The 22,717-nt window shown below is 53.8% G+C and carries 20 protein-coding genes; 10 read left to right on the forward strand and 10 right to left on the reverse strand.

Going from position 1 to position 22,717, the window contains the following annotated elements:
- Positions 1-133 precede the first annotated feature (133 nt).
- From cyoE to C6A40_RS00515, 7 genes are all read right to left on the reverse strand, one after another.
- The gene (cyoE, locus tag C6A40_RS00485) at positions 134-1,021 is read right to left on the reverse strand and encodes a heme o synthase (RefSeq protein WP_008503325.1); all 888 of its coding nucleotides are present in this window, start codon (positions 1,019-1,021) and stop codon (positions 134-136) included.
- Between the two features lie 11 nt (positions 1,022-1,032).
- On the reverse strand, positions 1,033-1,359 hold the full coding sequence (locus tag C6A40_RS00490) for a cytochrome o ubiquinol oxidase subunit IV (RefSeq protein ID WP_006176899.1): 327 nt from the start codon (positions 1,357-1,359) through the stop codon (positions 1,033-1,035).
- Positions 1,359-1,973, reverse strand: a complete 615-nt coding sequence (locus C6A40_RS00495; RefSeq protein WP_008503324.1) for a cytochrome o ubiquinol oxidase subunit III — start codon at positions 1,971-1,973, stop codon at positions 1,359-1,361. The genes C6A40_RS00490 and C6A40_RS00495 overlap by 1 nt, the downstream gene beginning before the upstream one ends.
- Complete coding sequence (gene cyoB, locus C6A40_RS00500) at positions 1,963-3,954, reverse strand: cytochrome o ubiquinol oxidase subunit I (protein WP_008503323.1); 1,992 nt, start codon at positions 3,952-3,954, stop codon at positions 1,963-1,965. The genes C6A40_RS00495 and cyoB overlap by 11 nt, the downstream gene beginning before the upstream one ends.
- A 16-nt stretch (positions 3,955-3,970) precedes the next feature.
- A complete protein-coding gene (gene cyoA, locus C6A40_RS00505) occupies positions 3,971-4,918 on the reverse strand; it encodes a cytochrome o ubiquinol oxidase subunit II (protein WP_008503322.1) in 948 nt (315 codons plus the stop codon).
- Positions 4,919-5,396: 478 nt separating this feature from the next.
- Positions 5,397-6,872 carry a muropeptide MFS transporter AmpG gene (ampG, locus tag C6A40_RS00510; protein WP_023343488.1) on the reverse strand — a complete coding sequence of 492 codons (1,476 nt, stop codon included), beginning with the start codon at positions 6,870-6,872 and terminating at the stop codon, positions 5,397-5,399.
- A gap of 46 nt (positions 6,873-6,918) precedes the next feature.
- Complete coding sequence (locus tag C6A40_RS00515) at positions 6,919-7,497, reverse strand: lipoprotein (protein ID WP_045335494.1); 579 nt, start codon at positions 7,495-7,497, stop codon at positions 6,919-6,921.
- A gap of 305 nt (positions 7,498-7,802) precedes the next feature.
- On the opposite strand from C6A40_RS00515, the gene bolA reads away from it, so the two are divergent.
- From bolA to C6A40_RS00565, 9 genes are all read left to right on the forward strand, one after another.
- Positions 7,803-8,120 carry a transcriptional regulator BolA gene (gene bolA, locus C6A40_RS00520; RefSeq protein ID WP_021241655.1) on the forward strand — a complete coding sequence of 106 codons (318 nt, stop codon included), beginning with the start codon at positions 7,803-7,805 and terminating at the stop codon, positions 8,118-8,120.
- A gap of 330 nt (positions 8,121-8,450) precedes the next feature.
- On the forward strand, positions 8,451-9,749 hold the full coding sequence (gene tig, locus C6A40_RS00525) for a trigger factor (protein ID WP_008503318.1): 1,299 nt from the start codon (positions 8,451-8,453) through the stop codon (positions 9,747-9,749).
- Positions 9,750-10,009: 260 nt separating this feature from the next.
- Positions 10,010-10,633 carry an ATP-dependent Clp endopeptidase proteolytic subunit ClpP gene (clpP, locus tag C6A40_RS00530; RefSeq protein WP_008503317.1) on the forward strand — a complete coding sequence of 208 codons (624 nt, stop codon included), beginning with the start codon at positions 10,010-10,012 and terminating at the stop codon, positions 10,631-10,633.
- Between the two features lie 126 nt (positions 10,634-10,759).
- Positions 10,760-12,034, forward strand: coding sequence for an ATP-dependent protease ATP-binding subunit ClpX (gene clpX / locus C6A40_RS00535; RefSeq protein WP_008503316.1), 1,275 nt, complete (start codon positions 10,760-10,762; stop codon positions 12,032-12,034).
- Between the two features lie 182 nt (positions 12,035-12,216).
- Entirely contained in the window at positions 12,217-14,571 is a 2,355-nt protein-coding gene (lon, locus tag C6A40_RS00540; protein WP_008503315.1) for an endopeptidase La, read from the forward strand.
- A 210-nt stretch (positions 14,572-14,781) separates the two neighbouring features.
- Entirely contained in the window at positions 14,782-15,054 is a 273-nt protein-coding gene (gene hupB / locus C6A40_RS00545) for a nucleoid-associated protein HU-beta (RefSeq protein WP_002444653.1), read from the forward strand.
- A 212-nt stretch (positions 15,055-15,266) separates the two neighbouring features.
- Complete coding sequence (gene ppiD / locus C6A40_RS00550; protein ID WP_045335396.1) at positions 15,267-17,138, forward strand: peptidylprolyl isomerase; 1,872 nt, start codon at positions 15,267-15,269, stop codon at positions 17,136-17,138.
- 148 nt (positions 17,139-17,286) lie between these two features.
- Complete coding sequence (locus tag C6A40_RS00560) at positions 17,287-17,667, forward strand: helix-hairpin-helix domain-containing protein (protein WP_045335397.1); 381 nt, start codon at positions 17,287-17,289, stop codon at positions 17,665-17,667.
- A gap of 99 nt (positions 17,668-17,766) precedes the next feature.
- Positions 17,767-18,165 (forward strand): YbgC/FadM family acyl-CoA thioesterase, encoded by a 399-nt coding sequence (locus C6A40_RS00565; protein WP_021241651.1) that lies wholly within the window; start codon positions 17,767-17,769, stop codon positions 18,163-18,165.
- Positions 18,166-18,226: 61 nt separating this feature from the next.
- Here C6A40_RS00565 and queC read toward each other — a convergent pair whose 3' ends face one another.
- Together queC and C6A40_RS00575 are read right to left on the reverse strand one after the other, a co-directional pair.
- On the reverse strand, positions 18,227-18,922 hold the full coding sequence (gene queC / locus C6A40_RS00570; protein ID WP_008503311.1) for a 7-cyano-7-deazaguanine synthase QueC: 696 nt from the start codon (positions 18,920-18,922) through the stop codon (positions 18,227-18,229).
- Positions 18,923-18,988: 66 nt separating this feature from the next.
- Positions 18,989-20,689 carry an SgrR family transcriptional regulator gene (locus C6A40_RS00575; protein WP_023326794.1) on the reverse strand — a complete coding sequence of 567 codons (1,701 nt, stop codon included), beginning with the start codon at positions 20,687-20,689 and terminating at the stop codon, positions 18,989-18,991.
- Positions 20,690-20,790: 101 nt separating this feature from the next.
- Between C6A40_RS00575 and cof the strand changes: the two genes are divergently transcribed.
- Complete coding sequence (gene cof / locus C6A40_RS00580; protein ID WP_008503309.1) at positions 20,791-21,609, forward strand: HMP-PP phosphatase; 819 nt, start codon at positions 20,791-20,793, stop codon at positions 21,607-21,609.
- A gap of 40 nt (positions 21,610-21,649) precedes the next feature.
- On the opposite strand, the gene C6A40_RS00585 is transcribed toward cof, so the two are convergent.
- The gene (locus tag C6A40_RS00585) at positions 21,650-22,696 is read right to left on the reverse strand and encodes a PLP-dependent cysteine synthase family protein (RefSeq protein ID WP_045335398.1); all 1,047 of its coding nucleotides are present in this window, start codon (positions 22,694-22,696) and stop codon (positions 21,650-21,652) included.
- Between the last annotated feature and the right edge of the window lie 21 nt (positions 22,697-22,717).

Genomic DNA, 22,717 nt, shown 5'->3' on the forward strand with positions numbered 1-22,717 from the left:
AAGCAGGCCATAGTGTAGTGCGGGGAAGGGGCGGGGTAAATAAAGGGTTATTTAACAAATATTACATGCGTTATTAATAAATTCCGTGAATAAAAAAGGGTGCCGAAGCACCCCTTTATTCACCTGTTGTGGCTTACCAGACGTAAGTCAGCAGGTTGTGTGAATCTGGCACCATGAAATCGACAGACATCATCACGGACAGCGAGGTGATGGCCACAATCGAGAACACAAACAGCTTGCGCGCCCAGACTTTGTCATCTTCCACTTTGTAACCGCGCAGCGCCATGCCGAGCCACCAGACGCTCACCGCAGCCGCTACCGCCAGATATTTGTATCCGGCGTAACCACCCAGAGAGAGCATCAGCGTTGCCACGGCAAAGGCGATGATGTACAGCGTGATGTGGTTCTTGGCAACGGAGATGCCCTTCACGACCGGCAGAACCGGGATGTTCGCTGCCTGATAATCCTTAAAGCGGAAAATTGCGATGGCATAGGAGTGCGGCATCTGCCACAGGCTAAAGATAGCCAGCAGGATCAGCGCACCGCTGTCGAACTCGTTCGTGACCGCGCAGTAGCCAATCACCGGCGGCGCAGCGCCGGAGAGAGAACCAATCAGCGTGCCGTAGACGGAGTGACGTTTCATATACAGGCTGTAGATGCCCACATACACCACGAACCCCATCACCCCCAGCCAGCAGGCCAGCGGGTTAGCACCAAACCACAGCAGCATAAAGCCAGCAATACCCAGCAAGGTGGCGTACACCAGCGAGACGGAAGGGGCGATCAGGCCTTTCACCAGCACCCGATTTTTGGTCCTTTCCATCTTCTTGTCGATATCCATGTCGATGTAGTTGTTAAATACACAACCGGACGCAACAACCAGTGACACACCGACCAGCGTGTAGATAAAGAGGGCGTAATCAATGCTGCCCTTAGAGGCCAGCAGGAACCCTCCGATCACGGAGATCAGGTTGCCAAAGATGATGCCTGGTTTCGTTACTTGCAGGTATTGCTTAAACATACTCGCCGCTCTTAGTGAACCATCATGTTGTAGTTGAGGTTCCACATAATCCAGATGGAACCGACTACCAGGATAGCGATGATAATCACGGTAAAGATAAAGGCGGTCATGTTCCAGCCTTCATCGGACTTGGTGTTCATGTGCAGGAAGCAAACCAGATGCACCAGAATCTGAATCACCGCGGTCACCAGGATTGCTCCCAGGATAACCGGCTTAGACGCAGAACCGCTCATCACCATCCAGAACGGGATCACCGTCAGGATGATCGACAGGATGAAACCTGTCATGTAGGTTTTTACGCTGCCGTGGGAAGCGCCATGATCGTTAGAATGACTCATTACATCGCCCCCATCAGATAGACAACAGAGAACACACAGATCCACACCACGTCCAGGAAGTGCCAGAACAGGCTCAGGCACAGGATACGGGTACGGTTAGTACTGGTCAGGCCGCGACGGGAAATCTGGAACATCAGGACTGCCATCCAGATCAGACCGGAGGTCACGTGCAGACCGTGGGTGCCAACCAGCGCGAAGAACGCGGACAGGAAGCCACTGCGATCCGGGCCGAAGCCTTCCATGATCAGGTGATGGAATTCATAGATTTCCATCCCGATAAATCCAGCACCAAACAACCAGGTCAACGCCAGCCAGGAGACAACCTGGCTCTTGTTGTTTTTGTACATGGCGATAGCCGCCATGCCGTAGGTGATGGAGCTGAATAACAGCAGTGCGGTTTCAACCAGAACGAACGGCAGTTCAAAGATGTCCTTGCCGGTCGGGCCGCCCGCTGTGCCGTTCACCAGAACGGCATAGGTCGCGAACAGACAGCAGAACAGAATGCAGTCGCTCATCAGGTAGATCCAGAAACCGAAGACTTTGGTCGGTCCTGTATCGTGGTGCGCATGTTCATGCGCGTGGGCAGTTGAGTGCGCCAGAGTATCAGTTGCCATTTTTCAGCCCCGCTTTAGAAATCTCGTCGAAATGCTGATTTTCCAGCTTTTCAACTTCACGGACTGGTACGTAGTAGTCCACGTCCTCGTCAAAGCTCTTCACAATCCAGCTGATTACGATGCCAGCAAAGCCAACAATCGCCATCCACCAGATGTGCCAGATCATTGCGAAACCAAATACCGTTGCGAAGGCGGCAATGACAATGCCCGCACCGCTGTTTTTCGGCATATGGATCTCTTCGTAATGAGCAGGTTGCTTGTACGCTTCACCTTTTTCTTTCATTTCCCAGAATGCGTCACGTTCATGAACCTGAGGCACGATGGCAAAGTTATAGAAAGGCGGTGGAGAAGAGGTCGCCCACTCCAGCGTACGGCCACCCCATGGGTCACCGGTCAGGTCACGGTTCTGGTCGCGGTCGCGAATAGACACGTAGAACTGAATCAGCTGAGACGCGATACCACAGGCAATCAGCACGGCACCGCCCGCTGCAACCATCAGCATTGGGTGGAACTGCGGATCAATCTGCTGGCTCAGACGACGGGTCATACCCATGAAGCCCAGCACGTACAGCGGCATAAAGGCGACGAAGAAGCCGATGATCCAGAACCAGAACGCGCGTTTACCCCATTTTTCGTTCAGCGTGAAGCCGAACGCTTTTGGCCACCAGTAGGTTACGCCAGCGAAGCAGCCGAAGACCACGCCACCGATGATAACGTTATGGAAGTGCGCAATCAGGAACAGACTGTTGTGCAGAACGAAGTCAGCACCCGGTACCGCCAGCAGTACGCCGGTCATCCCACCTACGGAGAAGGTCACGATGAAGCCGATGGTCCACAGCATTGCTGAGTGGAACACGATACGGCCCTGATACATGGTGAACAGCCAGTTGAAGATCTTCACCCCGGTCGGGATGGCGATAATCATGGTGGTAATACCGAAGAAGGCGTTTACGTTCGCGCCCGCACCCATGGTGAAGAAGTGGTGCAGCCAAACGATGAACGACAGAACGGTAATACACACGGTTGCCCACACCAGAGAGGTGTAACCAAACAGACGTTTACGCGAGAAGGTTGCCGCGATTTCGGAGAACACACCGAATACAGGCAGAACCAGGATGTAAACTTCCGGGTGACCCCATGCCCAAATCAGGTTGATGTACATCATCATGTTGCCACCCATATCATTCGTGAAGAAATGGGTGCCCAGGTAGCGGTCCAGGGTCAGCAGCGCGATGGTAACGGTCAGAATTGGGAAGGACGCAATAATCAGGATGTTGGCGCACAGAGATGCCCAGGTAAATACCGGCATCTTGAACATGGTCATGCCAGGGGCACGCATCTTGATAATGGTCACGAAGAAGTTGATACCGGTCAGGGTCGTACCGACACCGGAGAGCTGAAGCGCCCAAATCCAGTAGTCGACGCCAACGCCCGGGCTGTACTCAATTCCTGACAGCGGTGGGTAAGCCAGCCAGCCGGTCTGCGCGAATTCGCCCACGCCCAGTGACAGGTTAACCAGAATAACGCCGACAACGGTGAACCAGAAGCTCAGGTTGTTCAGGAACGGGAACGCAACGTCGCGCGCGCCGATTTGCAGCGGAACGACCACGTTCATCAGACCGATAACCAGCGGCATCGCCACGAAGAAGATCATGATAACGCCGTGGGCGGTAAAGATCTGATCGTAGTGGTGCGGTGGCAGGAAGCCGGCTTCACCCGCAGACGCGAGCGCCTGCTGGCTACGCATCATGATCGCATCCGCAAAGCCACGAATTAACATGACGATACCGACGATGCAGTACATGATACCGAGTTTTTTGTGGTCAACCGAAGTCAGCCACTCATTCCACAGGTAGCTCCACTTACCGAAGTAAGTGATCAGGCCAACTAAGGCCGCGCCACCGATGATAATTGCAGCCACCGTAACCATGATAATCGGTTCATGGTAGGGCACTGCATCCAGTGTCAATTTTCCGAACATTTTCTTCCTCGGCCCCTTAGTGAGCGGTTTCCGCGTGGCTCATGTCCATGCCTTCCATACCTTCGTGCGCGCTGTGCTCGCCTTCTGGCTGGGTCATGTCCATGCTCTTGCCGTGATCCATAAATTTGCCAATAACGTCTTTGAACAAATCAGGCTTCACGTTAGAGAAGTACTCCACCTTGTTGTATTCGCTAGGTGCAGCCACTTTTTCGAACGCCGCCATGTCAGACATGGTGTTTGGAGACTGTTTCGCTTTTTCAACCCACTGGTCGAAAGCGGCACGGTCTGGCGTTGCAATAGCTTTGAACTTCATACCTGAGAAGCCCGGGCCGCTATAGCTGGCGGAGATACCATCGTAGGTGCCTGCTTCATTCGCGATCAGATGCAGGTTAGTCTGCATACCGGCCATCGCGTAAATCTGGCTACCCAGACGCGGGATGAAGAAGGAGTTCATTACGGAGTTGGAGGTCACTTTGAACTGAACCGGAGTGTTCGCCGGGAAGGCGATTTCATTCACGGTAGCAATGCCCTGCTCTGGATAGATGAAGAACCATTTCCAGTCCATGGAGACCACTTCAATGGTAATCGGTTTTTCATCGTGAACCAGCGGCTTGCTTGGCTCAAGTGCGTGAGTGGTTTTCCAGGTCAGTACGGCAAGGAACAGGATGATCAGGATAGGTACCGTCCAGACCACAGCTTCCACTTTGTTGGAGTGTGACCAGTTCGGGCTATACTTCGCATCTTTATTGCTCGCACGATACTTCCAGGCGAAACCAACAGCCATCAAAATGGCTGGAATAACCACAATCAACATCAGGCCAAAAGCCGTCAATATCAGTGAACGTTGTTCCAGTCCAATCTGTCCTTTGGGGTCTAGTAGTGCAGAATCACAGCCACTGAGTAATACAGTGCCTGCGAATAATGACAACCATCCCAAACTTTTATTGTATTTCCTGAGTCTCATTTAACGACCTCAATTCCACGGGAGTCTGGTGGCGTTTAAAGTGTGCGGGCATTTTACGGGAAGGTTACATTACTGTAAACATCATTAGGCCTGTGTCAGGAAGGTGTTACCGGGTTCTGCCGCACGTGTCACAAGTGTTGCAAATTATGTCGGTTTTTATGACCGAAGCCGCATGAGATGGGCTTTATAACGAAAGGCCCCCCAAGCATACCCTAAAAGGGACAATTGGTATAACCATTGTTAAAAATAAACAAAAAATTAACAATTAATTATCAATAAAAAGACATCTAAAAAACGAAAAATCAAACTATCGCATGCTGAATCGTTTAATGAAAAATAGCGTTTTGGAACCAGAGCCAATAATTTCCAAATCCTATCCCGCACAAAACAACAAATATTTTTTTAGTCGATGGTGGCTATTTCACCGTTATAATTTCGGGTAGTGATTACAACGGGAAATAACCTTTCGCATTTTTCTTCAGGTCAGCTGCGTTTTCCGCAACGCCATGAAATCGAGCAGACCGCCCGTCAGGATCCCAACGATGGCCAGCAGGGCTCCGGCGTCCAGCAGAAGGGCCTCAAACGGGAGCGCCAGTGGTGTGCTGGCATTAATAATGAGCACGATAAGCCAGAGTGCCAGCGCAACGCAGCCCATCATTAACAGACGTAACGCAAAACGGTAGGCGCGGTGATATTCCGTTCGTGGCATAAAGTGTTCGGTCCGCTGGGTATATTCCAGCGTCTGGCGACAGACCAGCAACAATAAAATCCCCGGCACGGCAGCCACGACGGAGAAAAGATAAAACGTTGGCCAACCGTGGGCTTCCACAAACCAGCCGGCAATCGGACCTACGTAAACGCGGCCAACGGCAGAGAGTGCCGAGAGCAGCGCGAACTGCGTGGCGGAAAATGACTTGTTGCACAGGGTCATCAGCAGGGCGACAAAGGCTGCTGTCCCCATACCGCCGCAGAGATTTTCGAAGAACACCGCAGCGGCCATGCTGATCATATGTTTGTCGGTAATCGACAGCAGCCAGTAGCCCGCGTTAGAGGCGCCCTGAAGAATGCCGAAGATCAGCAGTGCGCGGAACAGCGTCAGGCGCTGCATCAGCACGCCACCGTAAAGTGCCCCGACAATGGTCGCAAACAGCCCCAGCGTTTTATTCACTACCCCCACTTCACCAGCGTCAAAACCGACACCGCGGATCAGGAAGGTGGTGGTCAGGCTCATGGCAAAGGCGTCGCCAAGCTTATAAAGGACGATCAGCAGCAGGATCAGCCAGGCGTTGTTGCGGCCAAAGAAGTCGCGCAGCGGTTCGGCCACGGCCTGCTCCAGCGAGCGGGGAACCGGAATAACGTCGCTCGGTTCGGGGGCAAAGAGCGTGGCGATAATGCAGGGGATAAGCAGGGCGGCCATCAGCCAATACATGCCCTGCCAGCCGAGGTAACGGTCGGCCAGCCACAGCGCCAGCCCGCCAGAGACCAGCATCCCGAGGCGATAGCCCAGCACGCTGATGGCCGCACCGGCACCGCGTTCTTCCGCAGGTAACACGTCCGTCTTCCAGGCGTCGAACACGATATCCTGAGAGGCGGAACAGAAGGCAATCACCACCGCAAGCGCGGCCATCCAGCGCAGCTGCGTGGTGGGCTCAAGAAACCCCATCGCCGCGATGGCCAGCAGCAGCAGGACCTGCGTCATCACCAGCCAGCCGCGGCGACGCCCGAGGAACGGCGGCGTATAGCGATCCATCACCGGCGACCACAGGAACTTGAAGACATAGGCCTGACCGACAAGCGAGAAGAAACCAATGGTTTTGAGATCGATGTTCTCGACCGTCATCCACGCCTGAAGCGTGCCGGAGGTGAGCGCGAGGGGTAAACCCGAGGCAAAGCCGAGGATCAGCAGAATCGCTGATTTCGGTTGCTGGAAAATGCGTAAGTAATGGCTGGACATGTTCTTTTAAGACTGACCCGGTATTACACCGGGTCAGTAAGCAGGATTAACGTGCGTTCTGCTTGATAAAGTCGTGGATGCTGGTGTCCTGCGCCATATCGGCGATGGTATCGGTCAGCACGCTGTTAACGGCGTTAGCAATGTTCTGGTTGGATGCCTGGAACGCACCTTCAACAGAGTAGCTCGCGCGGTAGTTTTTGGTCATCTTGTTGCCATTCTTCGCGGTGGCAATGATGGCGATATCCGCTTTGGTGGCGATGTTGTAGCGCACGTTGCCCTGTGACACGTCAGCGTACAGGTTGTTGACGATGATCTGCAGATCAACCGCACCGCTTGGGCCGATCATATAGCCGCGAGCGGTCATTTGTTTCTCCAGCACTTCCTGCAGCAGGAAGCGCAGGTCACGGGACGCGGTGAGCGTCACCTGCTGGTTATCGCGGGTCACTTTTGCCAGCGCCTGATCCTGACGCTGATCGGCACCGTTAATGCTCACGGTGACGCCCATCAGGCTTGGGTCCTGCTGAGGCAGGGTGATTTTTGGTGAGACATCAATGGTGGTAGGCGGGGTAGCACAGCCTGCCAGCATAAAAAGGGCTACCAATGGAAAGAAGATTTTTTTTAACATTTTTAAGTTCTCACGAATCGTAAGCATAATAGAGAGAAAAATTGCCGCCATCATAACATCGCCAACGGTCAGGGGAAGTGGTCAACGCATGTAAATTCATCGTCTTGTCTGAAAACTGACCAACTCACTCATTTTCTCCTTTCACGGATGATAAAAGGTATGAGCCTCACAGTTAACTTCATTCGTTTGAATGAGAAAATCGGACGAAAGCTAAATATTTGTTGTCAATGTGTAATGGAAACGGTAAAAGCGGCTAATATTTAAAGGGATGGGTGACATCCTGGCGTTGTCGGAGGAGTAATTTCATGATGATACGTGAGCATATAGAAGATAAATTAAGGGCAGCGTTCAACCCTGTGTTCCTCGAAGTCGTCGACGAAAGCTATCGTCATAACGTACCGGCAGGTTCTGAAAGCCACTTTAAAGTGGTTCTGGTTAGCGATCGCTTCACGGGAGAACGTTTCCTGAACCGACATCGCTTGATCTACAGCACCTTGACGGAAGAGCTCTCCACGACCGTGCATGCGCTGGCACTGCATACCTATACCATTAAGGAATGGGAAGGCTTGCAGGATACGGTTTTCGCATCGCCGCCCTGTCGCGGTGCAGGCACTATCGCCTGATAAATCGGATTTGCAACGGCTGGAGCTTTTCCAGTATGTTGCTTACAGATTTCCTCAAAACGGCCTTCGGGCCGTTTTGTTTTGTCTGAGTTTTGAGCGGATGGTGCGATTTTAAGGCTAAAAATAGCCTTAAAGCGTGAAAAAAGCCGCAGCAACATGCCCCAACCGTTCTCGACTCACCTAAGTGATGCCGCTATAATGCCGCGTCTTATTGGATGTCTTCGGGATGATTCTGGCGACAGGGAATGTGAATCTGCACTAAGAGAGCATCCCGGTATAACAGACAGATTCAGAGTTGACCGAGCACTGTGATTTTTTTGAGGTAACAAGATGCAAGTTTCAGTTGAAACCACTCAAGGCCTTGGCCGCCGTGTAACGATTACTATCGCTGCTGACAGCATCGAAACTGCTGTGAAAAGCGAGCTGGTCAACGTAGCAAAAAAAGTACGTATTGACGGCTTCCGTAAGGGCAAAGTACCAATGAATGTTGTTGCTCAGCGTTATGGCGCTTCCGTGCGTCAGGATGTGCTGGGTGAACTGATGAGCCGCAACTTTATCGATGCGATCATCAAAGAAAAAATCAATCCGGCCGGTGCGCCAAACTACGTTCCAGGCGAATACAAACTGGGCGAAGACTTCACCTACTCCGTAGAGTTTGAAGTGTATCCGGAAGTTGAGCTGAAAGGTCTGGAATCTATCGAAGTTGAAAAACCGATTGTCTCCGTGACTGACGAAGACGTTGACGGCATGCTGGACACCCTGCGTAAGCAGCAGGCGAACTGGAAAGAGAAAGAAGGCGCTGTTGACGCGGAAGACCGCGTAACCATCGACTTCACCGGTTCTGTAGACGGCGAAGAGTTCGAAGGCGGCAAAGCGTCTGACTTCGTACTGGCAATGGGCCAGGGTCGTATGATCCCAGGCTTCGAAGACGGTATCAAAGGCCACAAGGCTGGCGAAGAGTTCACCATCGACGTGACCTTCCCGGAAGAATACCACGCTGAAAACCTGAAAGGTAAAGCAGCGAAGTTCGTCATCAACCTGAAGAAAGTGGAAGAGCGCGAACTGCCAGAATTGACTGAAGAGTTCATCAAACGTTTCGGCGTGGAAGACGGTTCTGTTGCTGGCCTGCGTACCGAAGTGCGTAAAAACATGGAGCGCGAGCTGAACGGCGCTGTGCGCAACCGCGTGAAGTCTCAGGCGATCGAAGGTCTGGTGAAAGCCAACGAAATCGACGTTCCTGCTGCCCTGATCGACAGCGAAATCGACGTTCTGCGCCGTCAGGCTGCACAGCGTTTCGGTGGCAACCAGCAGCAAGCGATGGAACTGCCACGTGAGCTGTTCGAAGAGCAGGCAAAACGCCGCGTTGTGGTTGGCCTGCTGCTGGGCGAAGTGATTCGTACCCACGAGCTGAAAGCTGACGAAGAGCGTGTGAAAGGCCTGATCGAAGAGATGGCTTCTGCATACGAAGATCCATCAGAAGTGATCGAGTTCTACGGTAAGAACAAAGAGCTGATGGACAACATGCGCAACGTTGCCCTGGAAGAGCAGGCGGTTGAAGCGGTACTGGCGAAAGCGAAAGTGACCGAAAAAGCGACCTCTTTCAACGAACTGATGAACCAGCAGGCGTAATTTCGCCCCAACGGTTTAAAGTTTGAACAGAAAACCCGTTGCCTTGCGGCAGCGGGTTTTTTTTATCGCAGCCAGAGCCCAGGAAGAGTGCTAAAACGCCCTTTCGGTGTTAGCGTAACAACAAAAGGTTGTTATGCTTGAAATAGGGCACTGTGAACCCCATAAGTACGTAATCATGATGAATGAGACTGGCTGATAATCCGTCCGTAAGGTTACAATCAGTACAGCAGGTGTTTTCAATTTTGATCCAGGAGACGGAAATGTCATACAGTGGCGAACGAGATAACTTTGCACCCCATATGGCTCTGGTGCCAATGGTTATTGAACAGACCTCACGTGGTGAGCGTTCTTTTGATATCTATTCCCGTCTGCTCAAGGAACGCGTTATCTTTCTGACCGGCCAGGTGGAAGACCACATGGCTAACCTGATCGTGGCGCAGATGCTGTTTCTGGAAGCGGAAAACCCGGAAAAAGACATTTACCTGTACATTAACTCCCCGGGTGGCGTGATTACCGCAGGGATGTCCATTTATGACACCATGCAATTCATCAAACCGGATGTCAGCACGATCTGTATGGGTCAGGCCGCATCTATGGGTGCGTTCCTGTTAACCGCAGGGGCGAAGGGTAAGCGTTTCTGCTTGCCGAATTCCCGCGTGATGATTCACCAGCCGCTGGGCGGTTACCAGGGGCAGGCGACGGATATCGAAATCCACGCCCGCGAAATCCTGAAAGTAAAAGCGCGCATGAATGAACTTATGGCGCAGCATACGGGTCAACCTCTCGAGCAGATCGAGCGCGATACCGAGCGCGATCGCTTCCTCTCTGCTTCAGAGGCAGTTGAGTACGGCTTAGTCGACTCCGTGTTGACCCATCGTAATTGATGCCCGCGACGCGAGTGTGCCGCTATACTAAGGTAGGGCGGCACGCTGCTTGATGCAGCTTGCGTCTTAGAATGGCATTTGCGTCGTCATGTGCGGCACAAAGAACTTAAAAAGAGGTTTGGACTCATGACAGATAAACGCAAAGATGGTTCGGGCAAACTGCTGTACTGCTCTTTTTGCGGCAAAAGCCAGCATGAAGTGCGTAAACTGATTGCCGGGCCGTCCGTGTATATCTGCGACGAATGCGTCGATTTATGTAACGACATCATTCGCGAAGAGATTAAAGAAGTCGCACCGCACCGTGAGCGCAGCGCGCTGCCAACGCCGCATGAAATTCGTCATCACCTTGACGACTACGTCATCGGCCAGGAGCAGGCCAAGAAAGTGCTGGCGGTAGCGGTCTATAACCACTACAAACGCCTGCGTAACGGCGATACCAGCAATGGCGTGGAACTGGGTAAAAGTAACATTCTGCTGATCGGCCCAACCGGTTCCGGTAAAACGCTGCTGGCTGAAACCCTGGCGCGTCTGCTTGATGTTCCGTTCACCATGGCGGATGCCACCACCCTGACCGAAGCCGGTTACGTGGGTGAGGACGTCGAAAACATCATCCAGAAACTGCTGCAGAAGTGCGATTACGACGTACAGAAAGCCCAGCGCGGGATTGTTTACATCGATGAGATCGACAAGATCTCCCGTAAATCCGACAACCCGTCCATCACTCGTGACGTATCGGGTGAAGGCGTACAGCAGGCACTGCTGAAGCTGATCGAAGGTACGGTTGCCGCCGTTCCGCCACAGGGTGGTCGTAAACATCCGCAGCAGGAGTTCCTGCAGGTTGATACCTCCAAGATCCTGTTCATCTGTGGCGGTGCCTTTGCTGGTCTGGATAAAGTTATCTCTCACCGTGTCGAAACCGGCTCCGGCATTGGTTTTGGCGCAACGGTGAAATCCACATCCGAAAAACCGAACGAAGGCGAGCTCCTGGCACAGGTTGAACCAGAAGATCTGATCAAATTCGGTCTGATCCCTGAATTCATCGGTCGTCTGCCGGTTGTGGCTACGCTGAATGAGCTGAGTGAAGAGGCGCTGATCCAGATCCTGAAAGAGCCGAAAAATGCGCTGACCAAGCAGTATCAGGCGCTGTTCAATCTGGAAGGGGTTGATCTGGAATTCCGCGACGAAGCGCTGGATGCGATTGCCAAAAAAGCAATGAGCCGCAAAACCGGCGCGCGTGGCCTGCGTTCTATCGTTGAAGCGGCACTGCTCGACACCATGTACGATCTGCCGTCGATGGAAGACGTTGAGAAAGTGGTGATTGACGAGTCGGTCATCAGCGGTCAAACCAAGCCGCTGCTGATTTACGGTAAACCGGAAGCCCAGCAGGCATCTGGCGAATAATTCACCAAATCATACAAGCAGTTAATCAAAAAGGGGGGATTTTATCTCCCCTTTACTTTTTCCGTATTCATAGCGTTGAATGTGTGGGAAACATCCCCATATACTGGATACATGTTAATGGTTATGTGAAGCACAGTGACATGACCAGCTTACCTGGCGGACACTAACTAAGAGAGAGCTCTATGAATCCTGAGCGTTCTGAACGCATTGAAATCCCCGTATTGCCGTTGCGCGATGTGGTGGTTTATCCGCACATGGTCATACCCTTATTTGTAGGGCGGGAAAAATCTATCCGTTGCCTCGAAGCCGCTATGGATCATGATAAAAAAATCATGCTGGTGGCCCAGAAAGAAGCATCAACGGATGAGCCGGGTGTAAACGATCTTTTCACCGTCGGGACCGTGGCCTCTATTTTGCAGATGCTGAAGCTGCCTGACGGCACCGTGAAGGTGCTGGTAGAAGGCCTGCAGCGTGCGCGTATTACCACTCTGTCAGACGACGGCGAACACTTCTCTGCGAAGGCAGAGTACCTTGATTCGCCTGAACTTGATGAGCGCGAACAGGAAGTGCTGGTTCGCACCGCGATTAGCCAGTTTGAAGGCTATATCAAGCTGAACAAGAAAATCCCACCAGAAGTGCTGACGTCGCTGAACAGCATCGACGATCCTGCACGTCTGGCGGACACCATCGCTGCACACATGCCGCTGAAGCTGGCTGACAAACAGTCCGTGCTGGAAATGTCCGACGTTAACGAACGTCTGGAATACCTGATGGCGATGATGGAGTCTGAAATCGATCTGCTGCAGGTTGAGAAGCGCATTCGCAACCGCGTCAAAAAGCAGATGGAGAAATCTCAGCGTGAGTACTATCTGAATGAGCAAATGAAGGCCATTCAGAAAGAGCTGGGCGAGATGGACGACGCGCCGGACGAAAACGAAGCGCTGAAGCGTAAGATCGACGCGGCGAAGATGCCGAAAGAGGCGAAAGAGAAAGCGGAAGCAGAACTGCAGAAGCTGAAAATGATGTCTCCGATGTCGGCTGAAGCGACCGTCGTACGCGGCTACATTGAGTGGATGGTGCAGGTTCCGTGGAACGCCCGCAGCAAGGTCAAAAAAGACCTGCGTCAGGCGCAGGAGATCCTGGATACCGACCACTACGGCCTGGAACGCGTGAAAGACCGCATTCTTGAGTACCTCGCGGTACAAAGCCGTGTAAACAAAATCAAAGGCCCAATTCTGTGCCTGGTAGGACCGCCGGGGGTGGGTAAAACCTCTCTGGGCCAGTCCATCGCTAAAGCGACCGGACGTAAGTATATCCGTATGGCGCTGGGCGGCGTACGCGATGAAGCGGAAATCCGCGGTCACCGCCGTACCTACATCGGTTCTATGCCGGGTAAACTGATCCAGAAGATGGCGAAAGTGGGCGTTAAAAACCCGCTGTTCCTGCTCGATGAGATCGACAAAATGTCGTCGGACATGCGTGGTGACCCGGCGTCTGCGCTGCTGGAAGTGCTTGATCCAGAACAGAACGTGGCGTTCAGCGATCACTACCTGGAAGTGGACTACGACCTGAGCGACGTGATGTTCGTGGCGACGTCGAACTCCATGAACATTCCGGCGCCGCTGCTGGACCGTATGGAAGTGATCCGTCTCTCCGGCTATACTGAAGACGAGAAGCTGAACATCGCGAAACAGCACCTGCTGCCGAAACAGATTGAGCGTAACGCGCTGAAAGCCAACGAGCTGACCGTCGAGGACAGCGCGATTATTGGCATCATCCGCTACTATACCCGTGAAGCGGGCGTGCGTAGCCTTGAGCGTGAAATCTCTAAACTGTGCCGTAAGGCGGTGAAACAGCTGTTGCTGGATAAGAGCCTGAAACACATCACGATTAATGGTGATAACCTGCATGCCTATCTCGGCGTTCAGCGCTTCGACTATGGTCGCGCGGATAACGAAAACCGCGTTGGCCAGGTCACCGGTCTGGCATGGACGGAAGTGGGCGGCGATCTGCTGACCATCGAAACCGCCTGTGTACCGGGTAAAGGCAAGCTGACCTATACCGGCTCGCTGGGTGAAGTGATGCAGGAGTCTATTCAGGCGGCGCTGACCGTGGTGCGCGCGCGCGCGGAGAAACTGGGTATCAACCCGGATTTCTACGAAAAACGCGACATCCACGTACACGTACCTGAAGGGGCGACGCCGAAAGATGGTCCAAGCGCGGGTATTGCCATGTGTACCGCTCTGGTTTCTTGCCTGACAGGTAACCCGGTGCGTGCTGATGTGGCAATGACCGGTGAAATCACCCTGCGCGGTCAGGTTCTGCCAATCGGTGGCTTAAAAGAAAAACTGCTGGCGGCGCATCGTGGTGGGATCAAAACCGTATTGATCCCTTACGAAAACAAACGCGATCTGGAAGAGATTCCGGACAACGTGATTGCCGACCTGCAGATCCATCCTGTTAAGCGGATTGAGGAAGTACTTAGTCTCGCATTGCAGAATGAACCGTCCGGAATGCAGGTTGTAACCGCAAAATAGTGACCTCGCGCAAAGAGCGTCAATAAAAACAAGGCTGGTAAGTCATTTCGCACTTGCCAGCCTTTTTTTGTATAGCTAATTTAGATTGCTGATTAGGTCAGCCATCAACAACGGGTGTTGTAAGGTCATGGCAGGCCTGATATAACTGCTGCGCGGTCGCGTTGTGAAGGATTCAGGCGCGATATAAATTATAAAGAGAGGAAGAGAACAGTGAATAAATCTCAACTGATTGACAAAATTGCTGCTGGTGCTGATATTTCTAAAGCTGCAGCTGGACGTGCGTTAGATGCATTAATTGCTTCTGTTACTGAATCTCTGCAGGCTGGGGACGACGTTGCACTGGTAGGCTTCGGTACTTTTGCTGTTAAAGAGCGTGCTGCCCGTACTGGCCGCAACCCTCAGACCGGTAAAGAGATCACCATTGCTGCCGCTAAAGTGCCGGGTTTCCGTGCAGGTAAAGCGCTGAAAGACGCAGTAAACTGATTGCTTTCCCGTTTCAGGGAAGCCGGATAGTACAAGGGCGCATCTTTTGATGTGCCTTTTTTGTTTGTCCAGACCTGATTTGTGCGAGTTTATGCGAGTTGTGGGCTGACAATCGCCCCGTTTTCTTGTCACAATACGACTTTACGCGCGACGGGCAGGATTTTCCGTCAGCGTCAGGTAACCAGTCACCTACAGCGGAGTGTTGTTACACCATGATGGACAGCTTACGCACGGCTGCTAACAGTCTCGTGCTCAAGATTATTTTCGGTATCATTATCGTGTCGTTCATATTGACCGGCGTGAGCAGTTACCTTATTGGCGGTGGCGCGAACTATGCCGCAAAAGTGAATGGCCAGGAGATCAGCCGCGGCCAGTTCGAGAATGCTTTTGCCGGTGAACGTAACCGTATGCAGCAACAGCTGGGCGACCAATTCTCTGAACTGGCAGCAAACGAAGGGTATATGAAGACCCTGCGTCAGCAGACGCTGAACCGTCTTATCGACGAAGCGCTGCTGGATCAGTATGCCAAAAAACTCGGCCTTGGCATTAGCGATGAGCAGGTGAAAAAAGCCATCTTCTCCACGCAAGCCTTCCAGTCTAACGGTAAATTCGACAACGCGCGTTACAACAGCATCGTCAACCAGATGGGGATGACGGCCGATCAGTACGCGCAGGCGCTGCGTAACCAACTGACCACCCAGCAGCTCATCAATGCCGTTGTTGGCACCGATTTCATGCTTAAAGGCGAAACGGATGAACTGGCTGCGCTGGTGGCGCAGCAGCGCGTTGTACGTGAAGCGACCATTGATGTTAACGCCCTGGCGGCGAAACAGCAGGTGAGCGACGCTGACATTAACGCCTGGTACGAGCAGAACAAGAATACCTTTGTTTCTCCTGAACAGTTCCGCGTGAGCTACATCAAGCTGGATGCGGCTGCGCTGCAGGAAAGCGCGTCTGACGCGGAAATCCAGTCTTACTACGACCAACATCAGGATCAGTTCACACAGCCGCAGCGTAACCGCTACAGCGTGATTCAGACCAAAACCGAGGCGGATGCCAAAGCGGCACTGGATGAGCTGAACAAAGGCGCTGATTTTGCGACCGTCGCGAAAGCGAAATCCACCGACATTATCTCTGCGAAAAACGGCGGCGATATGGGCTGGCTGGAAGACGCGACCACGCCGGACGAGCTGAAAAATGCGGGTCTGAAAGAGAAAGGCCAACTGTCTGGCGTCATTAAATCCTCCGTAGGTTTCCTGGTCGTGCGTCTGGACGACATCACCGCGGCGAAAACCAAGCCGCTGGCTGAGGTTCGTGACGATATCGCGGCAAAAGTGAAGCAGGAAAAAGCGCTGGATGCCTACTATGCGCTGCAGCAGAAAGTGAGTGATGCTGCCAGCAACGACAACGAATCTCTGGCGGGTGCCGAGCAGGCGGCTGGGGTGAAAGCGGTTGAGACGGGCTGGTTTGGTCGTGACAACCTGCCGGAAGAGCTGAACTTCAAACCGGTTTCTGATGCCATCTTCAACGGTGGTCTGGTTGGTGAGAACGGCACGCCGGGCAGTAACTCAGACATCATCACCGTCGATGGCGATCGTGCGTTTGTGTTGCGCGTCAGCGAGCACAAGCCAGAAGCGGTCAAACCGCTGGCGGACGTGAAGGATCAGGTCGTCGCTCAGGTTAAGCACAACAAAGCGGAACAGCAGGCGAAACTGGATGCTGAGAAGATTCTGGCCGATCTGAAAGCGGGTAAACAGGACGCGCTGAAAGCGGCTGGCCTGAGCTTTGGTGAAGCGAAAACGCTGAGCCGTACTGGTCAGGACCCTATCAGCCAGGCCGCGTTTGGCCTGACTCTGCCGGCGAAAGACAAGCCAAGCTTCGGCACCACTACCGATATGCAGGGTAACGTCGTTCTGCTGGCGCTGGATGAAGTGAAAGCCGGCACTCTGCCAGACGCGCAGAAGAAGGCGATGGTCCAGGGGATTACCCAGAACAATGCCCAGATTGCCTTCGAAGCCATGATGAGCAACCTGCGTAAAGAGGCCAAAATTAAGCTGGGCGATATCATTACTCAGCAGCAATAATTACGTATCTGCTCGCAGATTTTCGCAACGCTCTGCAATAACTAAAGGCCGCTTTCGCGGCCTTTTCCATTTCTGCACTCTGCTGTTTGTGCCTCTTTTATCGGGCGGCTATCGTGACGTGGCTGTCTACAAACAAGGAGATAACAGCATGAAATGTGGAATCAAAGCACTGTTAATTACGCTGGCTATTGCCACCACCGGTATGAGCGCGGGCGCACTGGCGGCGGCACCTGCCGCTAAACCACAGGCGGTACAGAGTAAGACCGACGCCGCAGCGCCGGGGCAGGGGCAAACCAAAGCGGCTGACGTTGGTAAAAATGTGGATGATGACGGTACGCGAGTCAGCATCAATTCGGCCTCTGCGGAAGAGCTGGCCCGCGTGATGAATGGCGTCGGGCTGAAAAAAGCGCAGGCCATCGTAAGCTATCGTGAAGAGTATGGTCCTTTCAAAACGGTCGACGACCTCAAGCAGGTTCCGGGCATGGGGAGCGCGCTGGTTGAGCGCAACCTCGCACACCTGACGTTGTAATCTCACAATTACTTGCACAGCGGCAAAATTTTGCCAGGATAAAGAGGTCATACCAGTTATGACCTCTCATCCTACAATAACAGTAAAGGCTATTGCGCTATGCAGACAAAAATAAAAGTACGCGGTTTTCACCTCGACGTTTACCAGCATGTGAACAATGCCCGCTACCTGGAGTTTCTTGAGGAAGCGCGCTGGGACGGGCTGGAAAACAGCGAAAGCTTTCAGTGGATGACCGCGCACAACATCGCGTTCGTGGTCGTCAATATTAATATCAACTACCGTCGCCCTGCCGTGTTGGGCGATGTGCTCACGGTGACCAGCCAGGTGCAGCAGATCAATGGCAAAAGCGGCGTGTTAAGCCAGGTGGTTACGCTCGATCCCGAAGGGCAGGTGGTGGCTGATGCGTTGATCACCTTTGTCTGTATCGATCTGAAAACGCAGAAAGCGCTGCCGCTGGAAGGGGAATTGCGCGAAAAGCTGGAACTGATGATCGTGTAACACAGGTTCAGGCTTACCCGTGCTGTCGACACCTGTTATGCGACAGCACGGTCAGGTAGCCCTATTTAAGCCCGGTTTTTTTCTGCATTGCGGCCATCACGCCGGCTTTATCGGCAAGATAGTGGTTCAGCCCGTTAGCGCGCAGATTACAGGCGGCGCACTGGCCGCAACCGTCGCCTTTAATGCCGTTGTAGCAGGTGAGGGTTTCGCTGCGAACCAGGTCCAGCTTGCCCCAGTAGTCGGCCAGCGCCCAGGTTTCGGCTTTATCCAGCCACATCAGCGGGGTTTCAAAGCGCGTCTCTTTCGCCATCCCCAGATTGACGGCGTGATTTAACGCCTTCACGAACTCATCACGGCAGTCCGGGTAGCCGGAGAAGTCTGTTTCACACACGCCCGTGATCACCGCTTCGGCTTTTACCTGGTAGGCATAAATTGCCGTCAGGGTGAGGAACAGAATATTGCGGCCCGGCACGAAGGTATTCGGAATGCCGCTGGCATCGGGTTCGTAGTCCGGGACGGGAATACTGTCCCGGGTGAGGCTACTCACGGCCAGTTCATTTAACAGCGTAACGTCCAGCACCTTGTGCGCGCGTGCGCCCAGTTTCAGGGCCAGTTCACGGGCAACGTCGATCTCAGCGCGATGACGCTGACCATAATCGAAAGTGACACAGTGAACTTCATCGTACTGATGAAGAGCCTGGACCAGGCAGGTAGTAGAGTCTTGTCCTCCGCTGAACACGACGACGGCACGTTTCATAAATCATCTCGACTGTTACGGTAAAAACGTTATGTTACCGTCTGCCTGTGGCGGCGACCAGCTTCTTCACGATTTGGGGGCGGGCAGCCAGGCTTCGGTAAAATCAAACCAGCCGCGGGTGTTGAGGCGAATCCCATTCACGCCCGGCGGCGCGCTGATCTGATACTGATAATTAAAGAGCGGCGTCAGCACCGCATTTTCCATTAATCGGCTAAAAATGGCCTTCAGGCCCGCGTGCCGATCCCGAGCCTCGGCCTGAGTCTGTACCGCATCCAGCGTGGCTTGCAAATGGGCGTATGCCGGTGCGCTTAACACGTGTGGCCAAAGCGTATCGCAGCGCAGCCACTGCTCAAGCGTATACGCTGGCGCTTCGCCAATCAGCCTGTCGCCCATCATGATGTCTGCTTCGGCAAGCTGCTGGCATCCGTCCCACGTCTTGGCGTCATGAAAGATGACGGTCAGCTCACAACCCTGTAGCGCCAGGTACGTCTTCAACTGGCTGGCCATGGTGTGAAGCTCAACGGGAAGATGGTAAACCAGCGTCAGTGCTTCAGGCAGGGCAACATCGGTTAAATCAGTCCAGTCGGGGATTGTCCAGCCGGGAAGCAGTTCCCCGGTGGGGGTGATGAGCCCCTCGTTTAGCGGAAGCGTGTGGAGAAGCCTGGAGTGATGAATGATATTAATCAGCCGCTTTGCCTGGTTCTCACTCAGGCGTGCGCTCTGTTTTAGCGTGAGGTAACAGAACCCCAGGCTGGTGCTGCTGCTTACCAGCCGCAGACTTTCCAGCTCGTCGGCCTCACCAATCGCGATTTGCACCGGGTGACGGCAGCTGGTACCCAACCTGTGATCAAAAAGCTGGGGTGTGATCCAGTATTCGATGGCTTTGAGTAGCGGATGGCTTAGGTGGTACTGCTCATGGCTTTCCAGACGAACCAGGTCGGGTTCAAAGGCGACCAGCCGAAAGGGGCCGCTGCCAATCGTCGAATGGTCGGGATGCGCCAGACGGCTACAGTAGGTTGCCAGCCTGTGCGGCAGCCAGTAGTCCGGATGATGCAGCGTAAACGTCAGGCACTGCGGATGCGTTGTTTCGATACAGAGGACGCTCTGAAACAGAGTGCGCAGGGCGGGAAGCGTCAACAGCGCGGTCAGGCTTCGCTGGAGATGCGCCGTTTCAATTTTATCGCCATTATGCCAGTGCAGCGTGGAGCGAATGTAGAAATGCCAGCGCAGGCCATCATCCGACACATCCCAGTGATGCGCCAGATCGCCCGTAGGCTCACTGCTGTTGCCGTGAAATCGCGTCAAACCTGAGAAGACTTGCCCTGCCAGATGCTGCTCTGCCCGACCCGGTAAAAAGCCCGGCTGAAGCGGCTCCAGTGAGCGGTAGTAGGGGATGCGCAGCGTCGGCGTGTCGTTTTGCCACTGCCCACCCAAAAACGGGTGCAGCAGCGCACGCAAATCTTCGGGAGCAAGCTGCGCCAGCTCGAGGGCGTTATGCTGCTGCCCGCTTTTTAGCGCTTCTTCCATCATCGTATTGCGCAGTGATTCTGGAGTGACGTGAAACGTCAGCGCACCGCGCCTTCCACGCCCGGACTGCGCGCGCCAGGTCAGCCAGCCCGCCTCCTGGGCCTGACGCAGCAGAGTACGGACATGTCGCTCGCTACAAAAGCAGCGGCTGGCAAGTTCATTTACGGTTACCTGCTGCGGCGCGCCAGCGGAAGGTTGCCACAGGCGTTGATACTGGTTAAGACGGTTAAGCTGGCGCATAAGAAACCCGGAACAATAATTTTCATCTATTCACTATTACTTCCGTATATCTCACACGATACTGATGCACAAGTTAACCGCATCACATTTCGGGAGTAATCATGGCTCGGCTCGCTGCATTTGATATGGACGGTACGCTGTTAATGCCGGATCACCGTTTAGGGGAGAAAACCCTTAACACGCTGAAGCGCCTGCACGAGCGTAATGTCACTCTGACGTTTGCCACCGGGCGTCATGTTCTGGAAATGCGCCATTTGCTGGGCGCGTTTGCCCTCGATGCCTTTCTGATCACCGGTAACGGGACGCGAATTCACTCTGTAGAAGGCGATGTGCTATACCGACAGGATCTCAACCCGGAAGTGGCGGATATCGTGCTGCACAGTACCTGGGACACGCAGGCCAGCATCCACGTCTTTAACGATCGGGGCTGGTTTACCGGAAGCGACATCCCGGAATTATTGCACGCGCATGTGTATAGCGGTTTTAAATACCAGCTTATCGATCTGCGCCGGATCCCCGCCCATGCGGTGACCAAGATCTGCTTCTGCGGCGATCACGACGATCTCTGTCGCTTACGGATCCAACTGAATGAGGCGCTGGGCGACCGGGCGCACCTGACCTTCTCGGCGGTGGATTGCCTGGAAGTGCTGCCGGTGGGCTGTAACAAAGGTTCCGCTCTGGCGGTGCTGAGCGACCACCTGGGATTAACGCTGCAGGAGTGTATGGCGTTCGGTGACGCCATGAACGACCGCGAAATGCTGGGTAGCGTAGGTCGCGGTCTGATCATGGGGAATGCGATGGCGCAGCTGAAAGCAGAACTTCCCCATCTGCCGGTTATCGGTCACTGCCGTAATGAAGCAGTGTCCCATTTTTTGACGCATTGGCTGGACAATAACAACCTCCCATATTCCCCCGAATAGTGAGACCCTTCCAGCAAGCCAGACTTCGGTCTGGCTTTTTTTATTTCAGCAGTTGAGCAATCTGCGCCTTCCAGGGGGCGATATCACCGATGTTGGCCTGCACCCACTCCGCATTGTAGTAGGTCTCGAGATAACGCTCGCCGCTGTCGCACAGCAGCGTGACGATGGAACCGGTGCGTCCCGCTTCGCACATACGTGCGGCAAGCTGCAGCGCGCCCCACATATTGGTGCCCGTCGAGGCGCCCACTTTGCGGCCCAGCTGCGTTTCCAGCCAGTGCGCCGTTGCCACGCTGGCGGCATCCGGCACGCGCATCATCTCGTCCACAACGTCGGGGATGAAAGAGGGCTCAACCCGCGGACGGCCAATCCCTTCAATCTTACTCCCCACCGGGCTGCGCAGACCGGCATCGCGGTTTTGCCAGTAGTCGAGGAACACGGAGTTCTGCGGGTCAACTACCATCAGCTGGGTATCGTAACCCTGGCAGCGGATATAGCGTCCGATCGTGGCTGACGTGCCGCCGGTACCGGCGCTCATCACAATATAGGACGGAACCGGATGCGGTTCGTGGGTCATCTGGCGGAAAATACTGTCGGCAATGTTGTTATTCCCGCGCCAGTCCGTTGCGCGCTCGGCGAAGGTGAACTGGTCCATATAGTGGCCGTTCAGCTCACGGGCCAGCATTTCGGAGGCGGCGTAGATTTCGCAGGCGCTTTCCACAAAGTGGCAGCGACCGCCGTAAAATTCGATCTGTTCGATTTTGCGTTTTGCGGTGCAGGAGGGCATCACCGCAATAAACGGCAGGCCCAGCAGGCGGGCGAAATAGGCTTCGGACACCGCCGTTGAACCGGAAGAGGATTCAATGATGGTGGTGCCTTCTTTAATCCAGCCGTTACATAAACCGTATAAAAACAGCGAGCGCGCCAGGCGATGCTTCAGGCTGCCGGTAGGATGGGTGCTTTCATCTTTCAGATAGAGCTGAATGCCGTCAAATCCCGGCAGGGAAAGGCGAATCAGGTGCGTATCCGCCGAGCGCTGATAGTCGGCATTGATTTCGCTGATCGCATGTTTAACCCAGGTGCTATTCATCGTCGTTATCCGTTTGTCATT

The sequence above is a fragment of the Enterobacter sp. GER_MD16_1505_Eko_090 genome (assembly GCF_003331015.1).
Lineage (GTDB): Bacteria > Pseudomonadota > Gammaproteobacteria > Enterobacterales > Enterobacteriaceae > Enterobacter > Enterobacter roggenkampii.